Here is a 24,016-nt window from a genome sequence, read left to right on the forward strand (position 1 = left end):
GGGCACCTCGCGCAGCCGGCGCGCCCGGCCATCGTGATGGCAAGGCGAGCCGGAAAACGCGGATACCGCGCTCCCTGAATCGGTCGCCGGGCAGTACCTGCCCGTACGCCTGCCCGTGCCGGGCCGCGCAGCCCCGGGCGGTCTCATACCGGCCTGGCCTGCACTGGACAGGCCCACCGGACGACTTCGCTAGAACCTTAGAGAGTGTTGGGCGTGCGGGGCCCCTGCCATGCCGAAATCGTGGTCATGCACGCGAAGGCGGGGCGAGAAAACCGTGCGAGAGTGCGCGCGGCACGCCGCGGCTGGACGTTTCCGCGAGGCCGGGCGGCCGCGGACTCAGAAATTGCGGGCCAGCCGCAGCGTCAATGTCCGGCCCGGGAGGATGGGCACGAAGCTGCTCGATACGGTGTTGCCGTAGGCCCGCACGGTGAAGAGATTGCGTGCGATCAGGTCGATGCGCCACTGCTTGCTGCGCCAGAACAGGCTGCCGTCCAGCTGCACGAAGCCGGGTACGCGGAACGGGGCGGTGTCGTAGCACGGAATCCAGCGCTGGGCGGTGACACCGAGGCCCGCGCCCGCGCCGGCCAGCGTGCCGCTCTGCACCGTGTACGTCGTCCACATGGCGCCGCCCAGGCCGGGTGCCGTGAACGAGGGGTTGCCCGGCAGCCGGCGCTTGACGTGCGCCCCGCTGAGCCACAGCGAGGTCTCCCAGCCGCGCGCGATCGAGCCCTGCAGCGACAACTCGATCCCGTCGCTGCTCTGCTCCGTGATCTCGGTGTAGTAGCCGGGGTGCGCCGTATCGCCAACACCCACGTGGTTGGCATCGATGTGGTACAGCGCGAGCTGGGCCGTCAGCTTGCGTTGCCGGTCTTCCCAGCGCAGGCCGGTTTCCACCTGCTGGCTGCGTTCCGGCTGCATGGTCGCGCCGTTGTAGAAGTAGCCCGTGTTGATCTGGAAGCCGTGGGAATAGTCGGCGAACCAGGACGTGCGCGCGTCCAGCTTGTAGACCACGCCGAAGGCCGGCGTCCAGGCCAGCCCCTGCAGCCTGGCGTGGGGCAGTTTGGCGACGTAATCGTTTGCCCGGATCGATGCGGAAAGCTCCCAGCGCTCGCCGATGGCGATGCGGTCGCGCAGCCTGAACACCGATTGCCGCACCGTCTGCGACAGCGACAGGCCGGGGACGAACTCCGCCGACGGCAGGGGCGTCGGCACATAGGGATTCTGCTGGCCCAGCACGGTGGCGCCGGGGTAGTGGAAGTCGAGCCGGTCCTGGATCTCGTCCCAGCCCACCACCAGCGAGTGGGTCAGCAGCCCCTGCCGGATCGTGCCGGTCAGGTCGCTCGACAGGGCCCAGACCCGGTTGTCGCTGCGGTAGCCCATGCCCACGGTCGGCATGGGCGCGCTGCCGTCGGCGCTCGGCATCAGGTGCCACTGGGCGGATTGCAGCCGCAGGTTCTCGTACGACCCGCGCGAGTGCACGGCCCAGTCGTCCGTCAGGCTATGGGAGAGCGTGTAGTAGAACCGCTCGGCGCGGCCCTGCACATCGTCGTCGGCATTGCCGAGCGGGCTCAGCGAGGGCAGCCGGACCACGCCGCCGTTGAGCACGAACGTGGAGGGCTGCACCGGCTGGCGGCTGGCGAGCGTCTCCACGCCGATGATGGCCTCGGTGTTCGCGTCCGACCAGCCCAGCGCTCCATGCCCGTAGCTGGTGCGGCGGCCGGTGTGGCCGGCGTCGCTGTTGGCGGAGGCATCCTGCACGCCGACCACGCGGTAGATCAGGCCGTTCGTGCCGATGGCGCCGCCCAGGTCGGCGATCACCTTGCGCTCGGCGTGCGAGCCGGTTTCCACGGCGATGCTGCGCATGGGCGCGGCGCCCGGCGCCTTCAGGCTGGCGTTGATCGTGCCCCCGGCCATGGTGACGCCCGCCACGTCGGCGTTCGGCCCCTTGATGACAGCGATCTCGTCCAGCGCCTCCATCGGGCGCATCGAGGCCAGCCGGTCGGGCAGGCCGTCCACCGAGATGGTGTCGGTCATGAAGCCGCGGATGGCATATTGCGGCGGCGCCGCCTGGTCCACCAGGACCGGCACCACGCCGGCCTGGCTGACGGCCTCGGACAGGGTGGGCGATTGCCGGCTCGCCAGCAGGCCGCCCGACAACATGCTGACGGCATGCGGCACGTTCGACACGGCCATCTCGACCCGCGAGATGGCGCCGGTCGAAAACACCGCGAAACCGTCGGCGGCCTCGCCGTGCACCTCCGTGGCGGCCAGCGTGCCGACGTTGGGCGGCGCCTCCGCCTGATCGGATGCCACCACGGTCAGGGTGCCGTCCGGCAGGCTGGCGAGCGTCAGGCCGGAACCCTGCAGCGCGCGCCGGGCGGCCTCCTGCGCGGACATCTTGCCGTCGATGGGCCCCGCCCACCGCTCCTTGACCACGCCGGAGGCGAATGAGACGTGCAGCCCGCTCACGCGGGCGATCTCCAGCAGCACGTGTTCCAGCGGCGCGCGCTCGATATGGAACGCGCGCGGCGTCTCGTCGGCCAGGGCATGGGCCTGCCGCACGGCGGACACCGCGATCAGCAGGGCGAGCAAACGGGTACGGCGGGGGGCGGAGGATCGTGCAGATGTCGTGGAGGAAAGCGCAGGCATCGTGCGGCGGACTCCCGGGGTGGCAAGCAAGGTTGATATGCGCTGGCGAGGCCCGCATCTTAGCCTACCGACACCCTGGTCAACATCGGCACGCCGGAACATTTCCTGAGTGCGCGACGCTTCGCACGCCGCACGCCGCACGCCGCACGCCGCACGCCGCACGCTTCACATTGTGAGATGCCGGGTTCGGTCGCCGCGCGGGCATTTCGCTCTTGCCGGCGCCATGCCGGAGCCGGGTGGCTAGCATGGTGGCGTGTCGCCGTGTGGCCGCGAGGGAGCCGCCAGATGGCGGGTTCCCACTGCTCACCACGAAGATCCATGCCCGCCAACAACAGAATCGGCTCGCAACGCCTCGTCGCGCCTCAGTACCGCAGAACGGCCGACCAGGAGAACATTGCGCCGCGGAAGCCGCAGCGCTCCGACAGACAGCCCCGGACCCGGCAGGAGCCGTTCAAGGGCCTCGCCCCCATGGCCCGCGCACCGCTGCAGGCGAGAAACCTCAATATTGGCGCGTCCCAGCCCCAGCCTCGGCCCCAGCCGAAGGCCGCTCCGGCCAAACCGCATTTGATACGCACACCGGGGCACGGCGTGGCCGCCAGCACGGCGATCCAGAATCAACGCGAAATCGTGCGCCGCCAGATCGAAGCCTTGGGGCGCAGAGAAGGTGCGAGCGCAACCGGGCGGCCGCAGCAAGTGATGAAGCTGCTCAATGCGCGAACCCCGGATCTGCCGGATGCGAAGTCCATCGAGCTGCTGCGCCAGTTGCAAGTCATTCTCCGCCTCCCGAACCCGGCGTCGCGCAACAGCCATCTGGCGATGTTCGTGGCAAACAACCGGCTGGTCGCGGGCGCTGCCGTGGCGAAGCCGGCTACGGCTACGGCTGCGGCACCGGCTCCAGCGCCGGCGCGACAGGCATCAAGGCCTGCCCCCATGCGCCAGGCCGCCCGGCCGGCGCCACCGCCGGCCCGCGCGCCTCAAGCGGCCCGACCGGCTCCCGCGCCGCAGCCCCAGGCCCAGGCCCAGCCTGCCCAGCGCATCTTCAAGAGTTTTCAGGATCTGGCGACGCAGGGGCCATTCGCGCGCCCGGCAAAGCCGGCGCCCCAGCCCTCCAGGCCCTCCCGTCCCACTCAGCGCTTCGATGACTTCAAGCCTCGCAATGGAGCAGCGCCCGCGCGCAGCCGGCCGGCGGCAACGGCGGCCCCCCTGCGCACCGCCAGCGCGCCGCCGCAATACGGGCGCACCGCCAGCATCAGTACCGAGCCGACCCAGCAGCCCATCCTGACCATCGACGATTTCATCGGCCTCGCCAAGAATGACGCCGAGCAGGAGTCGCTGCGCCGATACAGCATGCCGGAAATCTATGCGGAGGCGCAGAAGAACTTCGACGCGTACCTCACGCGGCTCGAGGGCCGGACCGAACCTCAGCCGAGGCCGGCCCGCACGCAGTCCGCGCCGCCGCGCATGCAGACGGTTCCCGCCGCGCGCATGGATACCTCCTGGCATGGCAAGGTGGACCAGGAAACCGACGATCGGAACCGCTACCACAATGAAAGGGGCGGCCACCAGTCCGCCCGTGAAGACTATGCCGCACGGCAGCAGCCGGCGGCCTACAGCACTGCCCCGCGCCCGCGGCGCACCCAGTCGCTGCCCGAACTGACGGCGGCCCAGATCGACTCCATCCATCGGTTCGAAGACCAGCGCGCGGATCAGGAAAACGAATACCCCAATCACGACGAGGCCGTCCGCCGGTACAAACAGCAGAACGGGTACCGCTGAGCGGTACCCCCAGTCAGATCGCTCAGATCGGCGAGGTCGGTGCCACGGACTTCAGCGGCACGAAGGCATTGCTGCAATCCACCGCCGCCGCCGTGCCCGGCGTGCCGGTCACCGTCACATCGGTGGTCGTCGACGTGACGATGGCATTCGCGAAGCTCACCGGACCGTTACCGCCGAACGTGAAGTGCGTGCCATTGGGCGACGCGGGGCCACCGTTGTGCGCGACATCGAACGCCGGCTGCGTGCCGTCGAACACCACGTTGTCGAGCGTGAGCGTCAGCGGGTTGGTCCGCTTTTTCGCTTCATAGCCCAGGAACGTCATCGTGCGCGCGATGCCCTTGGCGCTGCCCAGGTCATGGAAGTTCTTGACGACGATGTTGGTGAAGTTCGGGTAGAGGGAGCCCTTCGCGGTGCTGTAGAACGGGTCGAACACCAGCGGCTCCTTGACGTTGCGCATGCAGATGCCGTTGTAGACGATGTTGTTGACCTTGCCGCCGCGCGAAATGTCGGACTTGATGCGCAGGCCGTTGCCGCCCGAGCTGTCGTTGCCGTCCATCGCCAGGTCGGTCACCTGCATGTTGCTCACACCCCCATCGGTCTCGCTGCCGATCGACAGGCCATGCCCATAGTAGAAGTGGTTGTGCGCGAAGAGCAGGTTGCGCGTCGCGCCGCCGCTGGCCTTGATGGCGACGTGGTCATCGCCGGTGCTGATGTACGAGTTGGCGAGCACCACATTGGTCGACTGGCCCGGATCGAAACCGTCGGTGTTCTTGACCGTCTCGGGCGTGAAGCAGGTCGCGGGCGTGACCTTGTCGGGCGTGGTGCCGGCCGCGCACTTGTAGCCCGGCACGGTGTAGGCCAGGCTCGGCGTCACGATCTTGATGCCCCATGCCGTCACGCCCGCCGTGCCGGTGGTGACGATGTGGAAGTTGGGCGAGTTCTGCACCGTCACGCGGTACAGCGTGAACGCGCTGCCGTTGTACAGCTGGACCAGGCGCGGGTTCTGCTGGTTCAGCCCCTTGGTCTTGTTCAGGTAGGCGATATCCCACCAGGTGAGCCGGTTCGCGTTCGGGCCGCTGGTGACCAGGCTGCCGCCGCGGCCGTCGATGATGCCGTCGCCGACGATGCCGCTGCCCACCGTGTCGCGCGCCACGATCAGCGCGTTGCACGACTTGGTGTTGCTGGTGGTGGCGGTGCCGCAGGTGCCCACGCCGTTGTCAAAGTCGGCCGGGTTGCGCGAGGCGAACAGGGTCACGCCGGTATCGATCCACAGCGTCACGCCCGACTTGAGCTTGAGCGAGCCGCTCAGGAAGCCGGACTCGCCGGCGCTGCCCTTCACCAGCCGGACGGCCTGGCCGGCCGGGCAGTTGTCGATGGCGGTCTGGATGCGGCTCGCGTCGGGCTGGGAGTTGCTGGGGTTGCCGTCCACCGTATCGATGGAGCCGCTGACCGGCGTGATCGTGGCCGCCAGCGTCTTGCAGACAGCCGAATCGGCCGGCAGGCTGGGTTCGGCCACGTTGCCCCAGGAGGCGGTGACGGAGGCGCCGGCGGCATGCGCGCCGGAGGACAGGATCGCGGCGGCAAGCGCTATGAGTGTGTAGCGGTGAGACAAGATCATTTCTCCGAAAAGAGATGTTTTTTGTGGGAAAGCAACGCGCCGGGATCAGCAAAGCGACAGCACGCCCGCCCGTGCGAAGGGCGTGCCGCGGTCCAACTGCGTGCCGCAGACCACTGAGCCGGTCAGCGTGCCGCCGTTGGTTGGAATCGGTTGGGGCGCGTTTGCGGAGTCGGGCGCCGTGCAGCGTTGGGGCCGCAGGCGCCGTCCCCGTGTGTTTCGCGGTCTGTCAGTTGCGCATCAGCTCGGCGATTTGCGTGGCCGAGAGCGCGCCGCGGTGAATGCGGAAATCGTCGATCAGACCGTTGAAGCCGGGGTCGGCGCTGTATTGCGACCGGCCCAGCCAGTTCTGCGCGGTGCTGCCGAGGCGGAAGGGCGCCAGGAACATCGCGGTATTCGTGCCGACAGCGGTGCCGTTCACGTACAGCGTGCCGGTCGAGCCTGACAGCGTGACCGCCACGTGCACCCATTGGCCAGCCGGCAGCGCGGCGGTCCCGTCGATGGACTGCTCGCCGAAGCGCCCGTTGACGGTGATGGCACAGCGCACCGCGCCGGCGCCGCTGCCGTGGCGCGGAGTCAGCATCAGGTAATGCCCGGTGCCGGAACCGAAGTCGAAGATGCGGGTGTTGGTCTGCGCGGCGGTCCAGAAAACCCAGGCCGAGAGGGTGCAGTCCGACACGTCGGCCAGCAGGTCGGCGGGCAGGGCCACGTAGGCACCCGCGCTAAGCGACACGGCGTGGCCGCTGCGCCCCGTGGCCCAGGCCGCGCCGCCCGCGAGCGTGCCGGCATGGCCGTTGCCGCTGCTGTCGGCGGCCACGGTGCCGCTGCCCTCGCTGAACGACAGCTCGGTGTGCAGCCGGATGGCCGTCACCACCTTGACCTCGTTCGATGCCGCGGACTCGCCCGAGGCCGTCTGCGCGGTCGCCACGTAGTAGTACGTGCCGGCGGCCGGCGGCGTGTCGGTCCAGCTCAGCAGGTCGGTGATGCCGCTGGCCACAGCGGTATAGGGGCCGCCCGCGATGGTGGCGCGCTTGACGGTGTAGCCGGTGGCATGGCTGCAGCCCCACCACGAGAGCACGACGCTGCCCGCCGTGGCACGGCCGGTCAGGCCGCTCGGCGCGGCGGCCGGCGTGCCGGCGTCGCGCGTGCAGGTGAGGGTGCCGTAGCCGAGCTGGTCGTAGCCGCCGCTGTTGGGGCCGTAGTTGCCGCCGCCGCCCTCGGGCTGGATCTGCGCCGCGAACTGTTTGGAATAGGGCGCGGCCAGCCCCTTGCGGTTGATGTAGTGGTTGGCAATCAGCGCCCAGCACGGCCGCACGGTGCCCTGCGCGGCCGTGGAGAACGCCGTCTGCGTCACGTCCACGTTCCGGTAGGTGACGTACGGCACGGTGTGGTACGTGCTGCCCGATTCGATCAGGTTGGCCTTGGCCACGTATTCGGCGCCGGCCAGGAAGCGGTTGTTGTCAAAGCCGTACAGGTCGACGCCCTGGTTCCACGCCATCTCGCAGATGGCGCCGCCCAGCGCGATGCCCAGCGTGTTGTGGCCCTGGTCGCGGCCGGTCTCCTGCCATTGGCCCAGGTAGCCCGGATGCACGTAATAGACCGCCTGCCCGATGCAGCCGTTGCCCGCGCCGCCCTTGAAGTAGGCGATGGCCTCGTCGAACAGGCTGGCGTCGTCGCACAGCACGCCGATGGCGAGCACCGAGGCCAGGTTGCACAAGTCCCAGTTGGCCCAGTAGTGCGTGACCTCAGTGTTGTTGTGGCGGGTCAGGAAGTCGTGGTTGATCGGGTAGAAGACGTTGCGCATCATCTTCTGGAACGCCGCCAGGCCCGAGGCCGTCCAGCCGGCGTAGCCGCGCATGATCTCGCCCGCATTGGCGAATTCGTAGCCGTAGATGCCGGCCGCCAGCGCCGCGTTGGTGTCGCCGCCGATCAGCGTCAGCTTGGATGACCAGGCGTCCAGGTACTGCACGGCCTTGTCGGCGTAGGCCGTGTCGCCCGAGACCTTCCAGCGCAGCGCGCAACCGTAGGCCGCCGCGATGTCGTTGTAGAGGGTCCCGTAGTTCTGCGCGTGCGCACCGTCGTTGCCGCGGTAGATGGCCGCCTGCGGATTCGGGCTGCGCGACAGGCTGGTGTGGCCGTTGGCGATCAGCACGTTCCAGCCGCCGATCCAGGGCGCGGCCTGGGCGGCCACCTTGGCGCGCATGCGGGCGAAGTCCGCCTCGGTATGCAGCAGGCCCGGGTGCGTGAAGTTCCGCGCTGCCGTGGCACTGCCCGAGGCCTCGGGCGACGCGCTGCCTGCCGTGGCGCCCGTTGCCGCGCGCGTGGCGCCGGCTCCGGTGGCGGGGATGCCGGTGCTGCTCGTGGTGGCAGTGGCAAGGGTCCCGTCGCTGCCGGCGTCCCCCTCGCCGCCGCAGCCGGACACCAGTACGGCGCCCAGGCCATACATGAATTGTCGCCGGGCGGCACTCTCAAGGCCGCCATCCGCCAGATCTGCCGTGCCCGGCACCCCCAATGCTTCGCTCGCCTGGTTCATCACACCCGATTCCCTGGTTGTTGTGGTCAAAGCGGGCTGGGTAGTGCAGGAACCATGCCATCCACCCCACCTTGGAGGGGTGACATTTTTTGCCAAAAGACTTGACACAATGCGTCGACCTTATTCAACGGCCGGGCAATTTCGTTGAGATTTGTTGAGGGTAGGGCGGGCGTGTTTGTGGTCGTCTTCGTCCCGCCGCCGCTCGTTTCGTGCTTCGCCGGACACGGGCGGTCCATGGCCCGCTACGCTGCCGGGAACATGCTGCCATTGCCACGACACCGTGGCCCGTTTCCATGTCCTCACCGGCTCCGCTTTCCGCAGACGCGCTCATCGACCGTATCCGCACCGACATCCGCAGCACCGGCGATGCGCCGGACGTGGCCGCGCGGCACGAGCATTTCTATCTGGTCATGCAGGCGCTGCGCTCCGACATCCTGGCGCTGTCGAACCGCGAGCCGGACGATGAGCGCGTCGTGCGCTGCATCCGCGTGTTCCACGAAGAAGTCGCGGCCTTCAAGGAGGCGCACGCGATCGCCCGGCTGCCGTACTCGCCCGCTGTCGACCGGCGCTACCCCTTCCGCGACGCGGCGGGGGAGCCGGTCTACGTGGCCACGCTCGCGCCGACCGGCCAGCCCGCGCAGGGCTCGCGCCGCTACGGCGCCGAGGCGGTCTGGCCCTATCTGGACGCCGAGGCAGCGCCCGAGGGGCTCGGCGCCCTGTACCTCGGCCGGCTGCATTGCCGCACGATGATGGCCGCCGACCTGCGTGATCCGCGCGAGAGCGCCCTGGTGGGCGAGCGCGGCGTCTTCGCTGCGCGCCGCATCGAGCGCGGCGAATGCCTGGGCATCTACGGCGGCCGCCTGATGACGCCCGCCACCTACTACACGTGCCTGGACGATGCCTTCGTGCTGTCGACCACCGCCGAGGGCATCGAGTCCGCGGTGGACGGCGAGAACATCCTGGCGATGGCCAATACGGTATTCGCGTACGAAGGAGAGCACGCGGTCGGCCAGGCTGCCGACGGCTACAACATGGAAGCGGCGGTGTTCCAGGCCACCACCCGCTGCGGACGGCGGTTCGCCATCCGAGCCTTCTTCGCCACCGAGGCCGTGCCGGCAGGCGACGAGCTGCGCTGGAACTACCGCTATGCGCCGGCGCTGATCCGGCAGCGGTTCGGCGGCCTGCCGGCCTGAGCGCTTACATCAGAGACTGCGAGCGCTGCCTGAGCGCCGCCAGCAGCTGGTTCATTTCCGAGAGCAGCGCATCCTCGTAGAGGCCGGACACCGGCTCATCGCAGGTCATCAACAGGGCGTCATTGATCTGGTCGCGGAAGGCGCGCTCGATCGCGGCGCATTCGCTGGCCGGCAGATAGGGAAACGCGACGGCCACAAAGCGGCTCAGCGCGACCACCCGGGCACCGAGCCTGGAGACGCGCCCGAGGTTTTCGCTGATCGAGGCGTTGAGCGCGTCGAGCGCGTGCATGTCGATCGTCATCATGTCTTGGATGGCCGGGCAGGCGAGAGGCGCGGCCGGAGGATTCAATGGCGATCGATTGTAGGGAGCGCGGCCGCACCCATGTCTCAAGAATGCTCATGCTCTTACCCCCCGCCGGCCGAGCCGGTGCGCCCGCCGTGCAGCGGCTGCGCGACCGGTCCTGCCCGCGCGCCAGAAAAGAACCCGCACCGGCGACGGGCACAAGACAACGCGTGCGCTGCCCTCGATGCCATCGCAGGCGATGCCGTGCTGGCCACCATCGGTGTTGCCGCCCCGATGCTCAACTTTTCTCGGTGCCCGCCGGGTCGGCAAAGCGGGGGGCCGGGCGCGCCCCGCTACAATCGCGTCCTTGATCGTGAAGACGGCATTTCGAAATGGGGCTTGGCTGGTTTGGCATTTCCTCCGTATGGCTGTTGCCAATGGTGTGGCGATACGTAGCGCGCGTGATGGCGGGTGAGCGCGGCCTGAAGGGGCCGGGCACCGTCAGGATCTGGCTCGCGACGCTGGCCGTGCTGTGCGCCAGCGCCTCGCTCGAAGCCCTGACCTCGGGCCGCGATCTGCACGGCAAGGCCGGCGGGGCGGTCGGACGCGGCCTGGCGTCGCTGTTCGGGCACATGCTGGGGTGGACGGGCGCCTTCCTGCTGATGCTGGGCGTGCTGCTCTGGGTGGCGCCGATGGTGTTCGGGCACTCGTGGCGCCAACTGCTCGCGCGCCTGCGCCAGGCCGGCGAGGCACCTCCGGTCCAGGCCGACGCCCGGCACGACGAAGCCGACGACGGCCTCAAGCCCACCGCGCTGGGGCTCGGCGGAGCCGAGCAGGCGATGGGCAGCGGCCATGCCGGCGCGAGCCGCCGTCACGGCATCGAAGCCGGCTCCGCATGGCGCCAGCCGGCATGGCAGCCGCCGCCGCGCACGCGGGAATCCCCGCCGCAGCCCGGCGAGATCTGGCCTCTGCTGAACGCCCAGGGCCGTCCCGAGATGCCGCTACCCGTCGCGGCCCAGCCGGCCCCGGTTCCTGTTCCTGCGCCCGCCGCGACGCCCAAGGCCGCAACGCAAGCGCCATCGTCGCGATCCGCGCTGCGCGCCACGATCGTCAGCAGCCCATTTCATCGCCCGCAGCCGTCCGACGGCGATCAGCCGCCGTCTTCGCCGGAGGCGGACGACGCCCCCAGCGCCCCGGTTGAAGACGCGGCGCCCGCAATCTCACCGGCCGCCGAGCCGGATGCCCCCGCCAGCGCGCCGCCCGAGCCCGCGGAACCGTCGCCCCCCACGGTCGATCTGGAAGCCGTGCGGCAGGAGGCGGAAGCCTTGCTGGCCGAACTGCGCGGCCTGATGACGCCGCTCGCTGCGGCCCCGGTCGCATCGCCAGAGCCAGAGCCAGAGCCAGAGCCAGAACCAGAAGCAGAACCAGAAGCAGAGGCAGAGGCAGAGGCAGAACCAGAACCAGTAGCAGAGGCAGAACCAGAAGCAGAGGCAGAACCAGAAGCAGAGGCAGAACCAGAAGCAGAAGCAGAGCCAGAAGCAGAAGCAGAGCCAGAAGCAGAAGCAGAAGCAGAGGCAGAGGCCCCCGCGCCCGAAAGCGTCGCGCCTGCGCTCCAGGAAGCCGAGGCAGCAACAGCAGCCGAAGCCCCGCTTCCGGCACCGGAACCCGCACCGGCGATCGAAGCCGACGATGCCGCGCCACCGCCGCCTGCCGTGCCCGCGCAAAAGCCGCGCATCGTGCTGCCGGCCGTGGTGGGGCAGGTGGTGTCGAATGCCATGCCCGCACCCGCGGCAGCGCCCGTCGCGGCTGCGCAGCCCGCGCCGCCGCGTGTCGTCGACTATCGGCTGCCCAACGTGGCACTGCTGACCGCCGCATCGCCCGACACGGTGGCGGTGCCGGCCGAGCACCTGGAGGAGACCAGCCACCTGATCGCCCAGCGCCTGGCCGAATTCAAGGTGCCGGTGACGGTGGCGGGCGCATCCGCCGGCCCGGTCATCACGCGTTTCGAGGTCGATCCGGCCATCGGCGTGCGCGGGGCGCAGGTGGTGGGCCTGATGAAGGACCTGGCGCGCGCGCTGGGCGTGACCTCCATCCGCGTGGTCGAGACCATTCCCGGCAAGACCTGCATGGGGCTGGAGCTGCCCAACGCGCGGCGCGCCATGATCCGCCTGTCGGAGGTGGTGAATGCGCCCGACTTCCAGTCGCACGCGTCGCACCTGGTCCTGGCCATGGGCAAGGACATCACGGGCAACCCGGTGGTGACCGACCTGGCGCGCGCGCCGCACCTGCTGGTCGCGGGCACCACGGGCTCGGGCAAATCGGTGGCCGTCAACGCGATGATCCTGTCGATGCTGTACAAGGCCACGCCGGAAGACGTGCGCCTGATCATGATCGACCCGAAGATGCTGGAGCTGTCCGTCTATGAAGGCATTCCGCACCTGCTGGCGCCGGTCGTCACCGACATGAAGCAGGCCGCGCACGCGCTCAGCTGGTGCGTGGGCGAGATGGAGAAGCGCTACCGGCTGATGTCGGCCCTGGGCGTGCGCAACCTGGCCGGCTACAACCAGAAGATCCGCGCCGCGCAGCAGGCCGGCCACAAGGTGCCGAACCCGTTCTCGCTGACGCCCGACGCGCCCGAGCCGCTGTCCACGCTGCCGATGATCGTGGTGGTGATCGATGAGCTGGCCGACCTGATGATGGTCGCCGGCAAGAAAATCGAAGAGCTGATCGCACGGCTGGCACAGAAGGCGCGCGCGGCCGGCATCCACCTGATCCTGGCGACGCAGCGGCCGTCGGTGGACGTCATCACGGGGCTCATTAAGGCAAACATCCCGACGCGCGTGGCGTTCCAGGTGTCGTCCAAGATCGACTCGCGCACCATCCTCGACCAGATGGGCGCCGAAACGCTGCTGGGGCAGGGCGACATGCTGTTCCTGCCGCCCGGCACGGGCTATCCCCAGCGCGTGCACGGCGCGTTCGTCGCCGACGAGGAAGTGCACCGCGTGGTGGAGCACTGGAAGCAGTTCGGCGAGCCCGAGTACGACGAGGCCATCCTTGCCGGCGACCCAGCCGAAGCCGCCGCCGGCGAGCTGTTCGGCGAGGGCGGCGACGCCGAGGCCGATCCGCTGTACGACGAGGCCGCCGCCTTCGTGCTCAACACGCGGCGCGCGTCCATCTCCGCCGTGCAGCGGCAGTTGCGCATCGGCTACAACCGCGCCGCGCGGCTGATCGAGCAGATGGAGGCGGCTGGGCTGGTGTCGCCGATGGGGCGCAATGGTTCACGCGAGGTCATCGCGCCGGGCGGCGGGGACTGAGCGAGCGGGTTTGTGCGCTGCCGCCCCGGTGCCCCGGAGCCGATGCGGACAGCAAAATGCAAGGCGTCGATTCGCCCGAACGGCAGCGCGTTCGCGGCGGCCGGCAGCCGGACGGCGGGCATGCGCGCATGCTGGAAGCGCAGTCCCACTCGACGGGACATGAGGTGCATCGCCATGCCCAAGCACGGTCTCCGCTTTCCTTCGATCCTGTTCCGCCACGCGGCACAACCCGCCAGGGACGCGACGGCGCAGGACAACGCCCCTCCGTCCACCGCACCGAGCCGCCAGCGGCAAGGCCTCTTTCGCGGGCTGCTGCCGATCGGCAAGCGGCGCGGTGCGGACAACCCGCCTGGCGCCGGCACGCAGACCGGCAGCCCACCCCGCGTCACCGCCGCAAGCCCCCGCCTGTCGCGGCAAGCGAGCCGGGCAGGGGAAACCGGCAGTGGACGAATCGACGCCGACGCACTCGCCGGCGGTCCAGACCAGAGCGATGCGGGCTGGGGGATCCGCATCCTGCGCAACGCGCGCCTCAACGCGGCACGGGAAGCCGGTGGGGATGCCACAACGGCAATCCAGCCGCACGCCGGGCCGACACCCGAGATCGAGGCGGTGCCGGTGCCGATACCGCCCACACCGGCCCCCGCCCCCGTGGACGCGGGAACCAAACCGGCGCGCGGCATCGCGGTGCTGCCGCTGAACCGACAGACGCCATCGCCGCCGAGCGTATCCCCCACCCGCGCCAAGGCCAGCATCAACCGGCTGCCGTCCGGGCCGAAGATGGACGGCATCTCCGAGCCGTCCACCTCGCTGCACCGTCTCAACGAAACGATCCTCTCCACGATCACGGAAGCGCTGGGCCTGGGGCCGCTGAAGGCGACCGCGCTGGCGCGGGAGGCCCAGATCAAGCAGGCCGGGCGGCGGCTGCTCGGCTCGGTGATCGAAAAACCCGAGTTGCCGTCAGCGGGCACGGTCAAGAACCTGCCCTTTTACGAGGGGCTGGTGCCCGGCCTGAGAGGACAGCTCGGCCTTGCGACCTCGCGCGCGGATTGCGTCATCAGCGAGCACACGCAGTTGAGCAAGCTCGGTGCGCCCAGGCATCTGCTGCGCGTACAGTTCCGGGCGTCGATCGATCGGGGCGAGTACCGGCTGGCAAGCCAGCGCGGCTCGCCCAACTACGAGGCCGTGGCGGAGGTCGCGCAGCGGCTTGCCGAGGCGATCGACCCGCAGTACCGCACGGACCAGCGGCAGTACGGGATCGAGTTCGTCGGTGCCCGCGGGCGCAAGGGCAACAGCGCCGAAGTGTTCATTGAACACTTCGCCAGGCATGCGCGTGTCAAGCCGCGCCAGATCCGGTCAACCCCATCCACGATCAACGACGCGAACATCCGGAACGCCGACGTCTTCCGCGCCCTGAGCCCGGAGCAGATGAACAAGCTCGCGCGGGCGGCGCACGTCTCGCATCTCAGCTTCAAGGAGGAGACCTCGACGACCCGCGACGGCACGGTCCGCCACGACCTGTACCTCTTCTTCGGCGGCAGTGAAAACCTCCGGCGCGACTACGGCCAGGCCGCCGCCAGCGCCGTGGGCAGGGTCGGCCACGTGTTCGGCGCCGCCAAGAAGGCCGCATGGATCGTCGCGCAGGCCGTTGAGCAGCGGCAGCGCGATGGCCACGAGGTGCGCTTCGAGTCCATCGGGGGAGTGTCGATGGGCGGCGCTTCGGCCCAGGTCTTTGCCGCCGCGCTGCAAGGCAGCGTCAAGCTTGTGGCACCCGCGGCACCACTGGTGCTGCTCGATCCGCAGTTGCTGAACGATGCGCAGGCGCGCCATGCGACCAAAGGCGGCGCGCACGATTACGATTTCGGCGGCTCGCGCGGCGTGGCCATCACGCTCGATTATCCGGCCGCGCCCCGCAAGAGCCTGATGGGGCGCATGAAAGGGCTGGGCTATCAGTCGCCCGGCCTGGTGCGGATCAAGCTGGCGCTGCAGGACGACGACAGCGTCAAGCAGCTCGACAACGGGGAGTGGGTCAACCGGCCGCCCAAGCCGTATGGCCCGCCCTTGACGGGCTATCACGGCGACCTCGCGCTCTACACGAAAGCACTCCTGCGCTTCACCGCGAGTCCTCTGCCGAAACCGGCGGATGCGGTTCCTTGACGCACGCCGCCGCCGGCCGTCTCAGATGTCGAAGTACAGATAGAACTCCCAAGGATGCGGCCGCAGCTTCAGCGTGTCGATCTCGCGCGTGCGCTTGTAGTCGATCCAGGTCCGGATCACGTCATCGGTGAAGACATCGCCCTTGCGCAGGAAATACGAATCGGCCTCCAGCGCCTCCAGCGATTCTTCGAGTGAGCCGGGGACTTGCCGGATCTTCTCGGCTTCTTCCGGCGGCAGTTCGTAGATGTTCCGGTCAAGCGGCTCGCCCGGGTCCGTCTGATGCGCAATGCCGTCCAGGCCGGCCATCAGCATCGCCGCGAACGCGAGGTAGGCATTGGCGGAGGGGTCCGGGCAACGGAATTCCACGCGCCTTGCGGCGGGCGCATCCGAATACATGGGGATGCGGGCGGCGGCCGAGCGGTTGCGTTGCGACATGGCCAGGTTGACCGGCGCCTCGTATCCCGGCACGAGGCGCTTGTAGGAGTTCGTGCTCGGCGCGCAGAAGGCCATCAGGGCCGGCGCGTGCTTGAGCAGGCCGCCGATGTACCAGCGGCACAGCTGGGACGTCAGCGCCCAGCCGCCGGCGTCGTAGAACAGGTTCTCGCCGTCCTTCCACAGGCTCTGGTGGCAATGCATGCCGCTCGCATTGTCGGCGAACAGCGGCTTGGGCATGAACGTCGCGACCTTGCCGTGCCGGCGCGCCACGTTCTTGCAGATGAACTTGTACATCATGACGTTGTCGGCCATGCGCGTCAGCGGCGCGAAGCGCATGTCGATTTCGTTCTGGCCCGCCGTGGCGACCTCGTGGTGATGCACCTCGACCCGGATGCCGGCCTGCATCAGCGCGAGCACGATCTCGGAGCGGATGTCCTGCAGCGTGTCGTGCGGCGGCACCGGAAAGTAGCCCTCCTTGTAGCGCTGCTTGTAGCCGAGGTTGCCGCCACCGTAGGCGCCTTCGTCGCGGCCGGAGGTCCATTCGCCCTCGGCGGACTCCACGTGGTAGTAGCCCGAGTGCTGGTCTTGCCCGAACCGGATGGAATCGAAGATGAAGAACTCCAGCTCGGGGCCGAAGTAGCAGGTCGTGGCGATGCCGCTGTGCTGCAGGTGGCGCTCGGCCTTTTTGGCGATGTGGCGCGGATCGCGCGAATACGGCTGACGCAGGACGGGGTCGATCACGTCGCAGATCAGGGCCAGCGTGGTCGTCTCGCAGAACGGATCGATGAACGCCGTGGCCGGGTCCGGCCTGACCAGCATGTCGGACTCGTGAATCTCCTGGAAACCTCGGATCGACGAGCCGTCGAACCCGATGCCGGCCTCGAACAGCTCATCGTTGACTTCTGGCAGCGTGATCGAAAAGTGCTGCCACAGGCCGGGCAGGTCCGTGAACCGGAGGTCCACCACCTGAACGGCGCGCTGCCGGATCAGATCGATCACCTCACCCGGATTCCTGGGCGGCTCGGCGCGATAGCTGCCCGGTTCCACTGAGACGGTGCCCATGGCTGCCTCCCTGGTCTGGCCGCACATAGTCCAACATTAGGTCACGTCGCCGGGGCGGGAAAGGAAAGTGCTTTGCGCGTGGCTTTGCGTCCGGGCCGTCGACCGCCCGCCTGGCGCGGCCACGTGGCAGCAGACAGCAACGACCGTCCGACCGTGCTATTTGTGACCCGGCCGCGACGCGGTGAGCGGGATGGCTGCCGCCATGGATCGGCGGTGATCCGGATCGCAGCGGCCGGGGCCGGGGGGACGGATGCTTCGAATGGCCTGCGGCGTCATTCACCTAACAGCTGCGAAAAAACGCCCCGCAGCCAGGCGCCCCCCGGGTCACCGTGGAACCGCCGATGCCACACCATCGACACTTCGAAGCTGGGAAAGCGCACCGGCGGCGCGATGAGCTGAAGCCCGACGTGCTCTGACACGAGCGCGGCGAGGTTGCTCGGGACCACGGCGACCAGATCGCTGTCGGCGACGATCGGCCCGATGCTCAGGAAGCTGCCGACCCGCATCGCCACGACCGCGCGCACGCGCGGCCCGGTCAGCACCTTTTCAACTGCCGCCGCATGCTGCGTACCGTGCGGACTGCCGACAACGTGCGGCAGCGCGCGCAGTTGGCTGGCCTGCAGCCGGCCATCGATGCCGGGATGGTCGCGGCGCGCGATGTAGACGAACTTCTCCTGGAACAGGCGCTTCTCGTGCACCTGCTTGCCCAGGCCTGGAAGAAACCCGACCGCCAGGTCGATCTCGCCGGACGCCAGCCCCGTCAACAGTTCCTCGCGCGAGGCCGACACCGTATCGATGCTGACCTGCGGCGCATGGTCGGCCAGCCACGCCGCCAGCCTGGGCAGGAAATAGCGCTCGCCGATGTCGCTCAGCGCCACGCGGAAGCGCCGGGCGTCTTCCGCGGCGGAGAAGGTGGGCTTCTCGATCGTTCTGCGCACGATCGCCAGCGCGGCCGATACCGGCTCGGCCAGGGTCTGGGCGAACGCCGTCGGCTCGACACCCCGCCGGTGGCGCACGAACAGCTCGTCGCCATAGGTTTCGCGCAGGCGGGCCAGGCCCCGGCTGACGGCCGGCTGCGACAGCCCGAGCCGCTCGCCGGTCGCGGTCAGGTTGCGGGTGCGCCAGATGCTCTCGAACAGCTCGAGCAGATTGAGGTCAAGGTGCGGCGCGGACTTGCCGCTGTCATCACGCATTCGCATATCACGATTCCAGTCTTCTCATTTCACGGATGCCACGCACTTGCCCACAATCGGCACTCCAGATCGACATTGTCTTCCAAAGGCTTCCAGGTGATCGACCTTCATGACATTCGTTACGTCAGGCTCGGGACGCGAGACCTCGCGCTCGCCGACCAATATGCGCGAACGATCCTCGGCCTCGAGTTCGCTCGGGCCGAAGCCGGCGCGCACTATTTCCGCAGCGACGATCGGGATCACACGCTCGTGTACTTCGAGGGCGATCCCCAGGACCACGTGGTGGGCTTCGAACTGCGAACCGCCGACGAGCTGGACCAGGCGGCCTCCCAGTTGAGCAACGCGGGCGTCGACGTGCGCGCCGGAAGCGCGGTGCAATGCGAGCAGCGCCATGTCCAGGCCTTCGTCAACTTCCGCGACCCGAGCGGCAACAGCATCGACCTGGTGCTGAGGCCGCACCACGGCGGCCGCCGCCACTTCCCGTCGCGCGATGCGGGCATCACCGGTTTCAGCCACGTCGGATTGTGCACCACGGATGCCGCGCGCGACGAGCGGTTCTGGACGGAGAAACTCGGCGCCCGCGTGAGCGACCGCATCGGCGAGGCGCCGCTGCTGCGCATCGACGAGGTCCACCACAAGGTGGCGCTGTTCCCGGCGGCGCGGCACGGCGTGCAGCACATCAATCACCAGGTGGCGAGCATCGATGACGTGATGCGCGCCTGGTACCTGCTGAAAGAGCGCGGCGTGCGCATCGTCTTCGGCCCGGGGCGGCACCCCACCTCCGGCGCGGTGTTCCTGTACTTCGAGGGGCCGGACGGCATGGTCTACGAATACTCCACCGGCGTGCGCCACATCACGGCCGCCGACGAGCCGTTCTACCAGCCGCGCCAGTTCCCGCGGGTCAGCAGCTCCTACTGCATGTGGGGCGCGGTGCCGGACATCGCCGAGTTCAAGACGCTATGACGGAGATGCAGAGCGAATTGCGCATGGCCGCGCGCGCGCTTGCCCGCCACGGGCTCGCGCATGCCTATGGACACGTCAGCCGGCGCCTGGACGCCGACACGTTCCTCGTCTGTGCCGCGCGGCCCATGGCGCTGATCGGCCCGGCGGACGCGGGCACGGTGGTCCCGGTGAAGGGCGCCCTTCCGGAAGGCGTGCTCGGCGAGGTGCGGATCCACCAGCAGATCTATGCGCGCCGGCCCGATGTGCAAGCCGTGGCGCGCACCATGCCCCCGGCGCTGATGGCCCTGGGCACGGCGCGCCGCACCCCGCGCGCGCGCCACGGTTTCGGGGCCTACTTCGGCCGCGGCGCGGCCTTGTGGGACGACCCGCAGCTGCTGCGCGACGATGCCGCCGCGAGCGCCCTCGCCGAAACCCTGGGTGACGGGACCGCCGTCGTCATGCGCGGCAACGGCACGGTCGTCGTGGCCGATTCGCTGGCCAAGGCGGTGGTCCTGACCTGGTACCTCGAGGACGCGGCGCGCCTGGAGCTCGCGGTGCTGGGCGCGGGCCTGGAGCCGGAGGCCGCCATGCTGAGCGAGACCGAATGCAGCCGCCGCGCCACGTCCGCCGGCCTGATCTTTGAACGCATGTGGGACCACCTGACGGCAGGCGATCCCGAACGCTAAAGGAAAGACGACACCATGATCCAGAACTTCATCAACGGCGCCTATCGCGAAGGCCGCGCGGGCAAGCGCTTCCGCGATCTCGACCCGTGTACGGGCCGCCTCGTCGCGGAGGTCAGCGAGGCCGGCAAGGAAGACGTCGACGACGCCGTGCAAGCCGCCCGCGCCGCGCTCAACGGCCCGTGGGGCAAGCTCACGCTGGCGCAGCGCTGCGATCTGCTCTATGCCGTGGCCGATGAGATCGATCGGCGCAAGGAAGACTTTCTCGCGGCGGAGGTGGCCGATACCGGCAAGCCCCGCGCCTTGGCTTCGCACCTGGATATCCCGCGCGGCGCGGCGAACTTCCGCGTCTTCGCCGATGCCGTCCGCAATGTTGCCACGGAGTGCTTCACAGGCACCGCGCCCGACGGCAAGCCGTCGCTGAACTACGCGCTGCGCCGCCCCAAGGGCGTGATCGCGGTGGTCTGCCCGTGGAACCTGCCGCTGCTGCTGATGACGTGGAAGGTCGGTCCCGCGCTCGCCTGCGGCAATACCGTCGTGGTCAAGCCTTCCGAGGAGACGCCCGCCACGGCGGCGCTGCTCGGCGAGGTGATGAACGCCGTGGGGGTGCCGGCGGGTGTCTACAACGTCGTGCACGGCTTTGGTCCGGATTCGGCAGGCGAATTCCTGACGCGCCATCCCGACGTGGACGCCATCACCTTCACGGGCGAGACGCGCACCGGCGCGGCCATCATCAAGGCCAGCGCGGACGGCATCAAGCCGGTCTCGATGGAGCTCGGCGGCAAGAACCCCGCCCTGGTGTTCGCCGACGCCGACCTGGATGCGGTGATCGCCGGCCTGAAGCGCTCGGTGTTCGAAAACACGGGGCAGGTGTGCCTCGGCACCGAGCGCGTGTACGTCGAGCGGCCCATGTTCGACAAGGTGGTGCGGGCGCTGGCCGAGATCGCGGGCACGCTGCGGCCGGGCCTGCCGGGCGATCCGCATGCCAACTTCGGCCCGCTCATCTCGGGCGAACACCAGCGCAAGGTGCTGGGCTACTACGCGCTCGCGCGCGATGAGGGGGCGACAGTCCACTACGGCGGGGGCGTGCCCGACATGCCGCCCGACCTGCGCGAAGGCGCATGGATCGAGCCCACGGTCTGGACCGGCCTGCCGCGCGACTCGCGGGTGCTGACCGAAGAGATTTTCGGCCCCTGCTGCCACGTCGAGCCCTTCGATAGCGAGGAGGAGGCGGTTCGCCTGGCCAACGGGACGCCCTATGGGCTGGCGACATCGCTCTATACCGGCGACGTCAACCGCGCCCATCGCGTGAGCGCGAAGCTCAAGGTCGGCGTCGTGTGGGTCAACACGTGGTTCCTGCGCGACCTGCGCACCGCATTCGGCGGGTCCGGCAAATCGGGCATCGGACGCGAAGGGGGCGTGCATTCGCTGGAGTTCTACACGGAGCTGTCCAACGTGTGCCTGAAGCTGGAGCCGCAAGCATGAACACGCAAGCCCATCAGGCCGCGGCCGACGCGCTGCTGCAAGCCGCGCGCAGCGGGCAGCCGATTCCGCCGCTGCGCGAGACCTACCCGCACTTCAATGGCGAAGACGCCTACGCGGTGCAAGAGATCAACACACGCCGGCAGCTCGACAACGGCGGGCGGCTGGTCGGCCGGAAGGTCGGGCTGACCGCCCGCAGCGTGCAGCAGCAGCTTGGCGTCGACCAGCCCGACTTCGGCATGCTCTTCGCGCACATGGCGTTCCAGGACGGCGAGCCGATCGGCTGGTCTCGCCTGATGCAGCCGAAAGTCGAGGCCGAGGTCGCCCTGGTGCTGGAGCGAGATCTGCCCGAACCCGGCGTGACGGCCGCGGCGATGCTGCGGGCCACCGCGTTTGCGCTGCCGGCCATCGAAATTGTCGGCAGCCGCATTGCCGATTGGAACATCCGCTTCGTCGACACGGTCGCCGACAACGCGTCCAGCTCCGCCTTCGTGCTCGGCAGCACACCGGTGTCGTTGTCCGGCCTGGATCTGCGGCTGGCCGGCATGGTCATGGAGCGCGGCGCGGACCAGGTGTCGCTGGGCGCAGGCGCGGCTTGCCTCGGGCATCCGCTGAACGCGGCCGTGTGGCTCGCCAACACCATGGCGGCGCGCGGTCGCGGACTGGTCGCCGGGGACATCGTGCTGACCGGGGCCCTCGGCCCCATGGTCACGGCGCGTCCGGGCGATGTGTTTGAGGCGCGCATCGAGGGCCTGGGCTCCGTGCGCGCGGTGTTCGCAGACAAGGACAAAACATGAACGATCGCTTCGAAACGCTCGCGCAACGGGTCGACGGCGCAGCACACGGTGCGCGCGCCATCGCACAGTTCGGCGAGGCCGAACAGCTGACGGTGCCTGACGCCTACGCGATCCAGGCGGCCTCCATCGCGCGCCGGCTGGCTCGCGGCGAGCGCCGCACCGGCGTCAAGATGGGCTTCACCAGCCGGGCCAAGATGGTCCAGATGGGCGTCCATGACGTGATCTGGGGCCGCCTGACCGACGCCATGGCCCTGGAGGAGGGCGTGGCCGTTCCGCTCTCGCGCTACGTGCATCCGCGCGTCGAGCCCGAGCTGGCGTTCCTGCTGGCCAAGCCGCTGCCGCCGCGCGCCAGCCTGGCCGAGGCGTTGGCGTCGGTCGCCGCCGTGGCGCCGGCGCTCGAGGTGATTGATTCGCGCTACGAGCACTTCAAGTTCTCGCTGACGGACGTGATTGCCGACAACGCGTCGTCGTCCGGCTACGTGATCGGGCCCTGGGCAGACCCGCGGCGCGATTTCTCGAACCTGGGCCTGGTCCTGAGCATCGACGGCCAGCCCCGGCAGATCGGGAGCACGGCCGGGATCCTGGGCCATCCGCTGCGATCGCTGGTCGCGGCCGCGCGGCTGGCCGCGGATGCCGGCGAGCCGCTGCAGGCCGGCTGGATCGTGATGGCCGGCGGCGCCACCGCCGCCGAAGCGCTCGCGCCGGGCATGCACGTGCGCTGCGAGATGCAGGGCCTCGGCGCGGTCGAGTTCACCACCATCCAATCAGGAGACGACGCATGCCATTGATCCAGGTCACGCTGATCGAAGGACGCACGATGGAAGCCAAGGCCGCGCTGATCGGCAGCCTGACGCAGGCCGCGGTGGCCACGCTGGGCGCGCCGCGCGAGTCGGTGCGCGTGATCATCCAGGAAGTGCCGGCCGCGCACTGGGGCGTGGCCGGCGTACCGAAATCAGCCGCGAAGGAGCCGCCGCGTGACTCGAAAGCTTAAGGTTGCAATCATCGGATCGGGCAACATCGGCACCGATCTCATGATCAAGGTGCTGCGCCACGGCGGGCCCATCGAAATGGGCGCGATGGTAGGGATCGATCCCGGCTCCGACGGGCTGGCGCGCGCCGCGCGGCTGGGCGTGCCCACCACGGCCGAAGGCCTGGAGGGCCTGCTGCGCCTGCCGGGCTTCAAGGACATCGGCCTGGTCTTCGATGCCACATCGGCGGGGGCGCATCACCGGCACGCGGCCCGGCTGGCCGAGCTCGGCGTGCCGATGATCGATCTCACGCCCGCGGCCATCGGCCCGTACGTGGTGCCGGTGGTCAATGGCGAAGCGCACCGGGGCGCCCGGAACATCAACATGGTGACCTGCGGCGGACAGGCGACGATCCCCATCGTGGCGGCCGTATCGCAGGTTGCCCGCGTGCACTACGCCGAGATCGTCGCGTCGATCGCCAGCCGGTCCGCCGGCCCCGGCACGCGCGCCAACATCGACGAGTTCACCGAGACCACGTCGCGGGCGATCGAGGCGGTCGGGGGCGCCGAGCGCGGCAAGGCCATCATCATCCTCAATCCGGCCGAGCCGCCGCTGATGATGCGCGACACCGTGTTCACCTTCAGCGCCCCCGCGAGCGAAAGCGAGGTGGAGGCCAGCATCGAAGCGATGGTCGCCAAGGTGCAGGCCTACGTGTCCGGCTACCGGCTCAAGCAGCGGGTGCAGTTCGAGCACACCGAGGTCGCGCTGCCCGGCGCCGGCCGCGTGCGCGGGCTCAAGACCACCGTCCTGCTGGAGGTTCGCGGGGCGGCACACTACCTGCCGGAATACGCCGGCAACCTCGACATCATGACGTCGGCGGCCCTGGCGTGTGCGCAAGCGCAGGCGGCGGCCCTCATTGCCGCGTGAAGGAACGGAT

17 protein-coding genes are annotated in these 24,016 nt (G+C 69.3%); 11 read left to right on the plus strand and 6 right to left on the minus strand.

All coding sequences use genetic code 11. From position 1 onward, the window contains the following. Positions 1 to 336: 336 nt before the first annotated feature. Positions 337 to 2,592 carry a TonB-dependent siderophore receptor gene (locus tag GO999_RS18420; RefSeq protein WP_249215113.1) on the minus strand — a complete coding sequence of 752 codons (2,256 nt, stop codon included), beginning with the start codon at positions 2,590 to 2,592 and terminating at the stop codon, positions 337 to 339. Between the two features lie 375 nt (positions 2,593 to 2,967). On the opposite strand from GO999_RS18420, the gene GO999_RS18425 reads away from it, so the two are divergent. Next, a complete protein-coding gene (locus GO999_RS18425) occupies positions 2,968 to 4,425 on the plus strand; it encodes a type III effector protein (RefSeq protein ID WP_211907087.1) in 1,458 nt (485 codons plus the stop codon). A gap of 22 nt (positions 4,426 to 4,447) precedes the next feature. Here GO999_RS18425 and GO999_RS18430 read toward each other — a convergent pair whose 3' ends face one another. Both GO999_RS18430 and GO999_RS18435 read right to left on the minus strand, forming a co-directional pair. Further along, positions 4,448 to 6,043 (minus strand): glycoside hydrolase family 28 protein, encoded by a 1,596-nt coding sequence (locus GO999_RS18430; RefSeq protein ID WP_016723132.1) that lies wholly within the window; start codon positions 6,041 to 6,043, stop codon positions 4,448 to 4,450. A gap of 226 nt (positions 6,044 to 6,269) precedes the next feature. Next, entirely contained in the window at positions 6,270 to 8,573 is a 2,304-nt protein-coding gene (locus GO999_RS18435; protein WP_211907088.1) for a LamG-like jellyroll fold domain-containing protein, read from the minus strand. A gap of 293 nt (positions 8,574 to 8,866) precedes the next feature. On the opposite strand from GO999_RS18435, the gene GO999_RS18440 reads away from it, so the two are divergent. After that, positions 8,867 to 9,766, plus strand: a complete 900-nt coding sequence (locus GO999_RS18440; RefSeq protein ID WP_211907089.1) for an SET domain-containing protein — start codon at positions 8,867 to 8,869, stop codon at positions 9,764 to 9,766. Between the two features lie 4 nt (positions 9,767 to 9,770). Here the strand turns inward: GO999_RS18440 and GO999_RS18445 are convergent, their stop codons facing one another. After that, positions 9,771 to 10,070 (minus strand): hypothetical protein, encoded by a 300-nt coding sequence (locus GO999_RS18445; RefSeq protein WP_011004180.1) that lies wholly within the window; start codon positions 10,068 to 10,070, stop codon positions 9,771 to 9,773. A 371-nt stretch (positions 10,071 to 10,441) separates the two neighbouring features. Between GO999_RS18445 and GO999_RS18450 the strand changes: the two genes are divergently transcribed. Both GO999_RS18450 and GO999_RS18455 read left to right on the plus strand, forming a co-directional pair. Then, positions 10,442 to 13,363, plus strand: coding sequence for an FtsK/SpoIIIE family DNA translocase (locus GO999_RS18450; RefSeq protein ID WP_211907090.1), 2,922 nt, complete (start codon positions 10,442 to 10,444; stop codon positions 13,361 to 13,363). 174 nt (positions 13,364 to 13,537) lie between these two features. Further along, the gene (locus tag GO999_RS18455; protein ID WP_249215114.1) at positions 13,538 to 15,517 is read left to right on the plus strand and encodes a type III effector protein; all 1,980 of its coding nucleotides are present in this window, start codon (positions 13,538 to 13,540) and stop codon (positions 15,515 to 15,517) included. A gap of 21 nt (positions 15,518 to 15,538) precedes the next feature. Here GO999_RS18455 and glnA read toward each other — a convergent pair whose 3' ends face one another. Together glnA and GO999_RS18465 are read right to left on the minus strand one after the other, a co-directional pair. Next, complete coding sequence (gene glnA / locus GO999_RS18460; RefSeq protein ID WP_016723128.1) at positions 15,539 to 17,014, minus strand: type I glutamate--ammonia ligase; 1,476 nt, start codon at positions 17,012 to 17,014, stop codon at positions 15,539 to 15,541. A 272-nt stretch (positions 17,015 to 17,286) separates the two neighbouring features. Further along, a complete protein-coding gene (locus tag GO999_RS18465; RefSeq protein WP_211907092.1) occupies positions 17,287 to 18,213 on the minus strand; it encodes a LysR family transcriptional regulator in 927 nt (308 codons plus the stop codon). A 90-nt stretch (positions 18,214 to 18,303) separates the two neighbouring features. Here GO999_RS18465 and GO999_RS18470 point away from each other — a divergent pair, with 90 nt between their 5' ends. The 7 genes from GO999_RS18470 to GO999_RS18500 are packed head-to-tail and all read left to right on the plus strand — an operon-like array spanning position 18,304 to position 24,006. Continuing rightward, positions 18,304 to 19,170 carry a VOC family protein gene (locus GO999_RS18470; protein WP_011004185.1) on the plus strand — a complete coding sequence of 289 codons (867 nt, stop codon included), beginning with the start codon at positions 18,304 to 18,306 and terminating at the stop codon, positions 19,168 to 19,170. Next, the gene (locus GO999_RS18475; RefSeq protein WP_011004186.1) at positions 19,167 to 19,835 is read left to right on the plus strand and encodes a class II aldolase/adducin family protein; all 669 of its coding nucleotides are present in this window, start codon (positions 19,167 to 19,169) and stop codon (positions 19,833 to 19,835) included. The genes GO999_RS18470 and GO999_RS18475 overlap by 4 nt, the downstream gene beginning before the upstream one ends. 15 nt (positions 19,836 to 19,850) lie before the next feature. Further along, complete coding sequence (locus GO999_RS18480) at positions 19,851 to 21,317, plus strand: 2-hydroxymuconic semialdehyde dehydrogenase (protein ID WP_011004187.1); 1,467 nt, start codon at positions 19,851 to 19,853, stop codon at positions 21,315 to 21,317. After that, positions 21,314 to 22,111 carry a 2-keto-4-pentenoate hydratase gene (locus tag GO999_RS18485; RefSeq protein WP_211907093.1) on the plus strand — a complete coding sequence of 266 codons (798 nt, stop codon included), beginning with the start codon at positions 21,314 to 21,316 and terminating at the stop codon, positions 22,109 to 22,111. Before GO999_RS18480 ends, GO999_RS18485 begins: the two co-directional genes overlap by 4 nt. Next, positions 22,108 to 22,899 carry a 2-keto-4-pentenoate hydratase gene (locus GO999_RS18490; protein ID WP_011004189.1) on the plus strand — a complete coding sequence of 264 codons (792 nt, stop codon included), beginning with the start codon at positions 22,108 to 22,110 and terminating at the stop codon, positions 22,897 to 22,899. The genes GO999_RS18485 and GO999_RS18490 overlap by 4 nt, the downstream gene beginning before the upstream one ends. Continuing rightward, positions 22,890 to 23,102, plus strand: coding sequence for a 4-oxalocrotonate tautomerase (locus GO999_RS18495; RefSeq protein WP_011004190.1), 213 nt, complete (start codon positions 22,890 to 22,892; stop codon positions 23,100 to 23,102). The genes GO999_RS18490 and GO999_RS18495 overlap by 10 nt, the downstream gene beginning before the upstream one ends. 40 nt (positions 23,103 to 23,142) lie before the next feature. Next, positions 23,143 to 24,006: an acetaldehyde dehydrogenase (acetylating) gene (locus GO999_RS18500; RefSeq protein WP_016723119.1), complete on the plus strand. Its 864-nt coding sequence runs from the start codon at positions 23,143 to 23,145 to the stop codon at positions 24,004 to 24,006. Positions 24,007 to 24,016: the final 10 nt, after the last annotated feature.

This window comes from Ralstonia nicotianae (assembly GCF_018243235.1).
Classification (GTDB): domain Bacteria; phylum Pseudomonadota; class Gammaproteobacteria; order Burkholderiales; family Burkholderiaceae; genus Ralstonia; species Ralstonia nicotianae.

Bases quoted from the DNA above. Each gene is read 5' to 3' on its own strand.
- GO999_RS18435 (WP_211907088.1), bottom strand. From the start codon at position 8,573: ATGAACCAGGCGAGCGAAGCATTGGGGGTGCCGGGCACGGCAGATCTG.
- GO999_RS18500 (WP_016723119.1), top strand. From the start codon at position 23,143: ATGATCAAGGTGCTGCGCCACGGCGGGCCCATCGAAATGGGCGCGATG.
- GO999_RS18495 (WP_011004190.1), top strand. From the start codon at position 22,890: ATGCCATTGATCCAGGTCACGCTGATCGAAGGACGCACGATGGAAGCC.
- GO999_RS18475 (WP_011004186.1), top strand. From the start codon at position 19,167: ATGACGGAGATGCAGAGCGAATTGCGCATGGCCGCGCGCGCGCTTGCC.
- GO999_RS18465 (WP_211907092.1), bottom strand. From the start codon at position 18,213: ATGCGAATGCGTGATGACAGCGGCAAGTCCGCGCCGCACCTTGACCTC.
- glnA (WP_016723128.1), bottom strand. From the start codon at position 17,014: ATGGGCACCGTCTCAGTGGAACCGGGCAGCTATCGCGCCGAGCCGCCC.
- GO999_RS18485 (WP_211907093.1), top strand. From the start codon at position 21,314: ATGAACACGCAAGCCCATCAGGCCGCGGCCGACGCGCTGCTGCAAGCC.
- GO999_RS18425 (WP_211907087.1), top strand. From the start codon at position 2,968: ATGCCCGCCAACAACAGAATCGGCTCGCAACGCCTCGTCGCGCCTCAG.
- GO999_RS18440 (WP_211907089.1), top strand. From the start codon at position 8,867: ATGTCCTCACCGGCTCCGCTTTCCGCAGACGCGCTCATCGACCGTATC.
- GO999_RS18450 (WP_211907090.1), top strand. From the start codon at position 10,442: ATGGGGCTTGGCTGGTTTGGCATTTCCTCCGTATGGCTGTTGCCAATG.
- GO999_RS18480 (WP_011004187.1), top strand. From the start codon at position 19,851: ATGATCCAGAACTTCATCAACGGCGCCTATCGCGAAGGCCGCGCGGGC.
- GO999_RS18430 (WP_016723132.1), bottom strand. From the start codon at position 6,043: ATGATCTTGTCTCACCGCTACACACTCATAGCGCTTGCCGCCGCGATC.
- GO999_RS18455 (WP_249215114.1), top strand. From the start codon at position 13,538: ATGCCCAAGCACGGTCTCCGCTTTCCTTCGATCCTGTTCCGCCACGCG.
- GO999_RS18445 (WP_011004180.1), bottom strand. From the start codon at position 10,070: ATGATGACGATCGACATGCACGCGCTCGACGCGCTCAACGCCTCGATC.
- GO999_RS18490 (WP_011004189.1), top strand. From the start codon at position 22,108: ATGAACGATCGCTTCGAAACGCTCGCGCAACGGGTCGACGGCGCAGCA.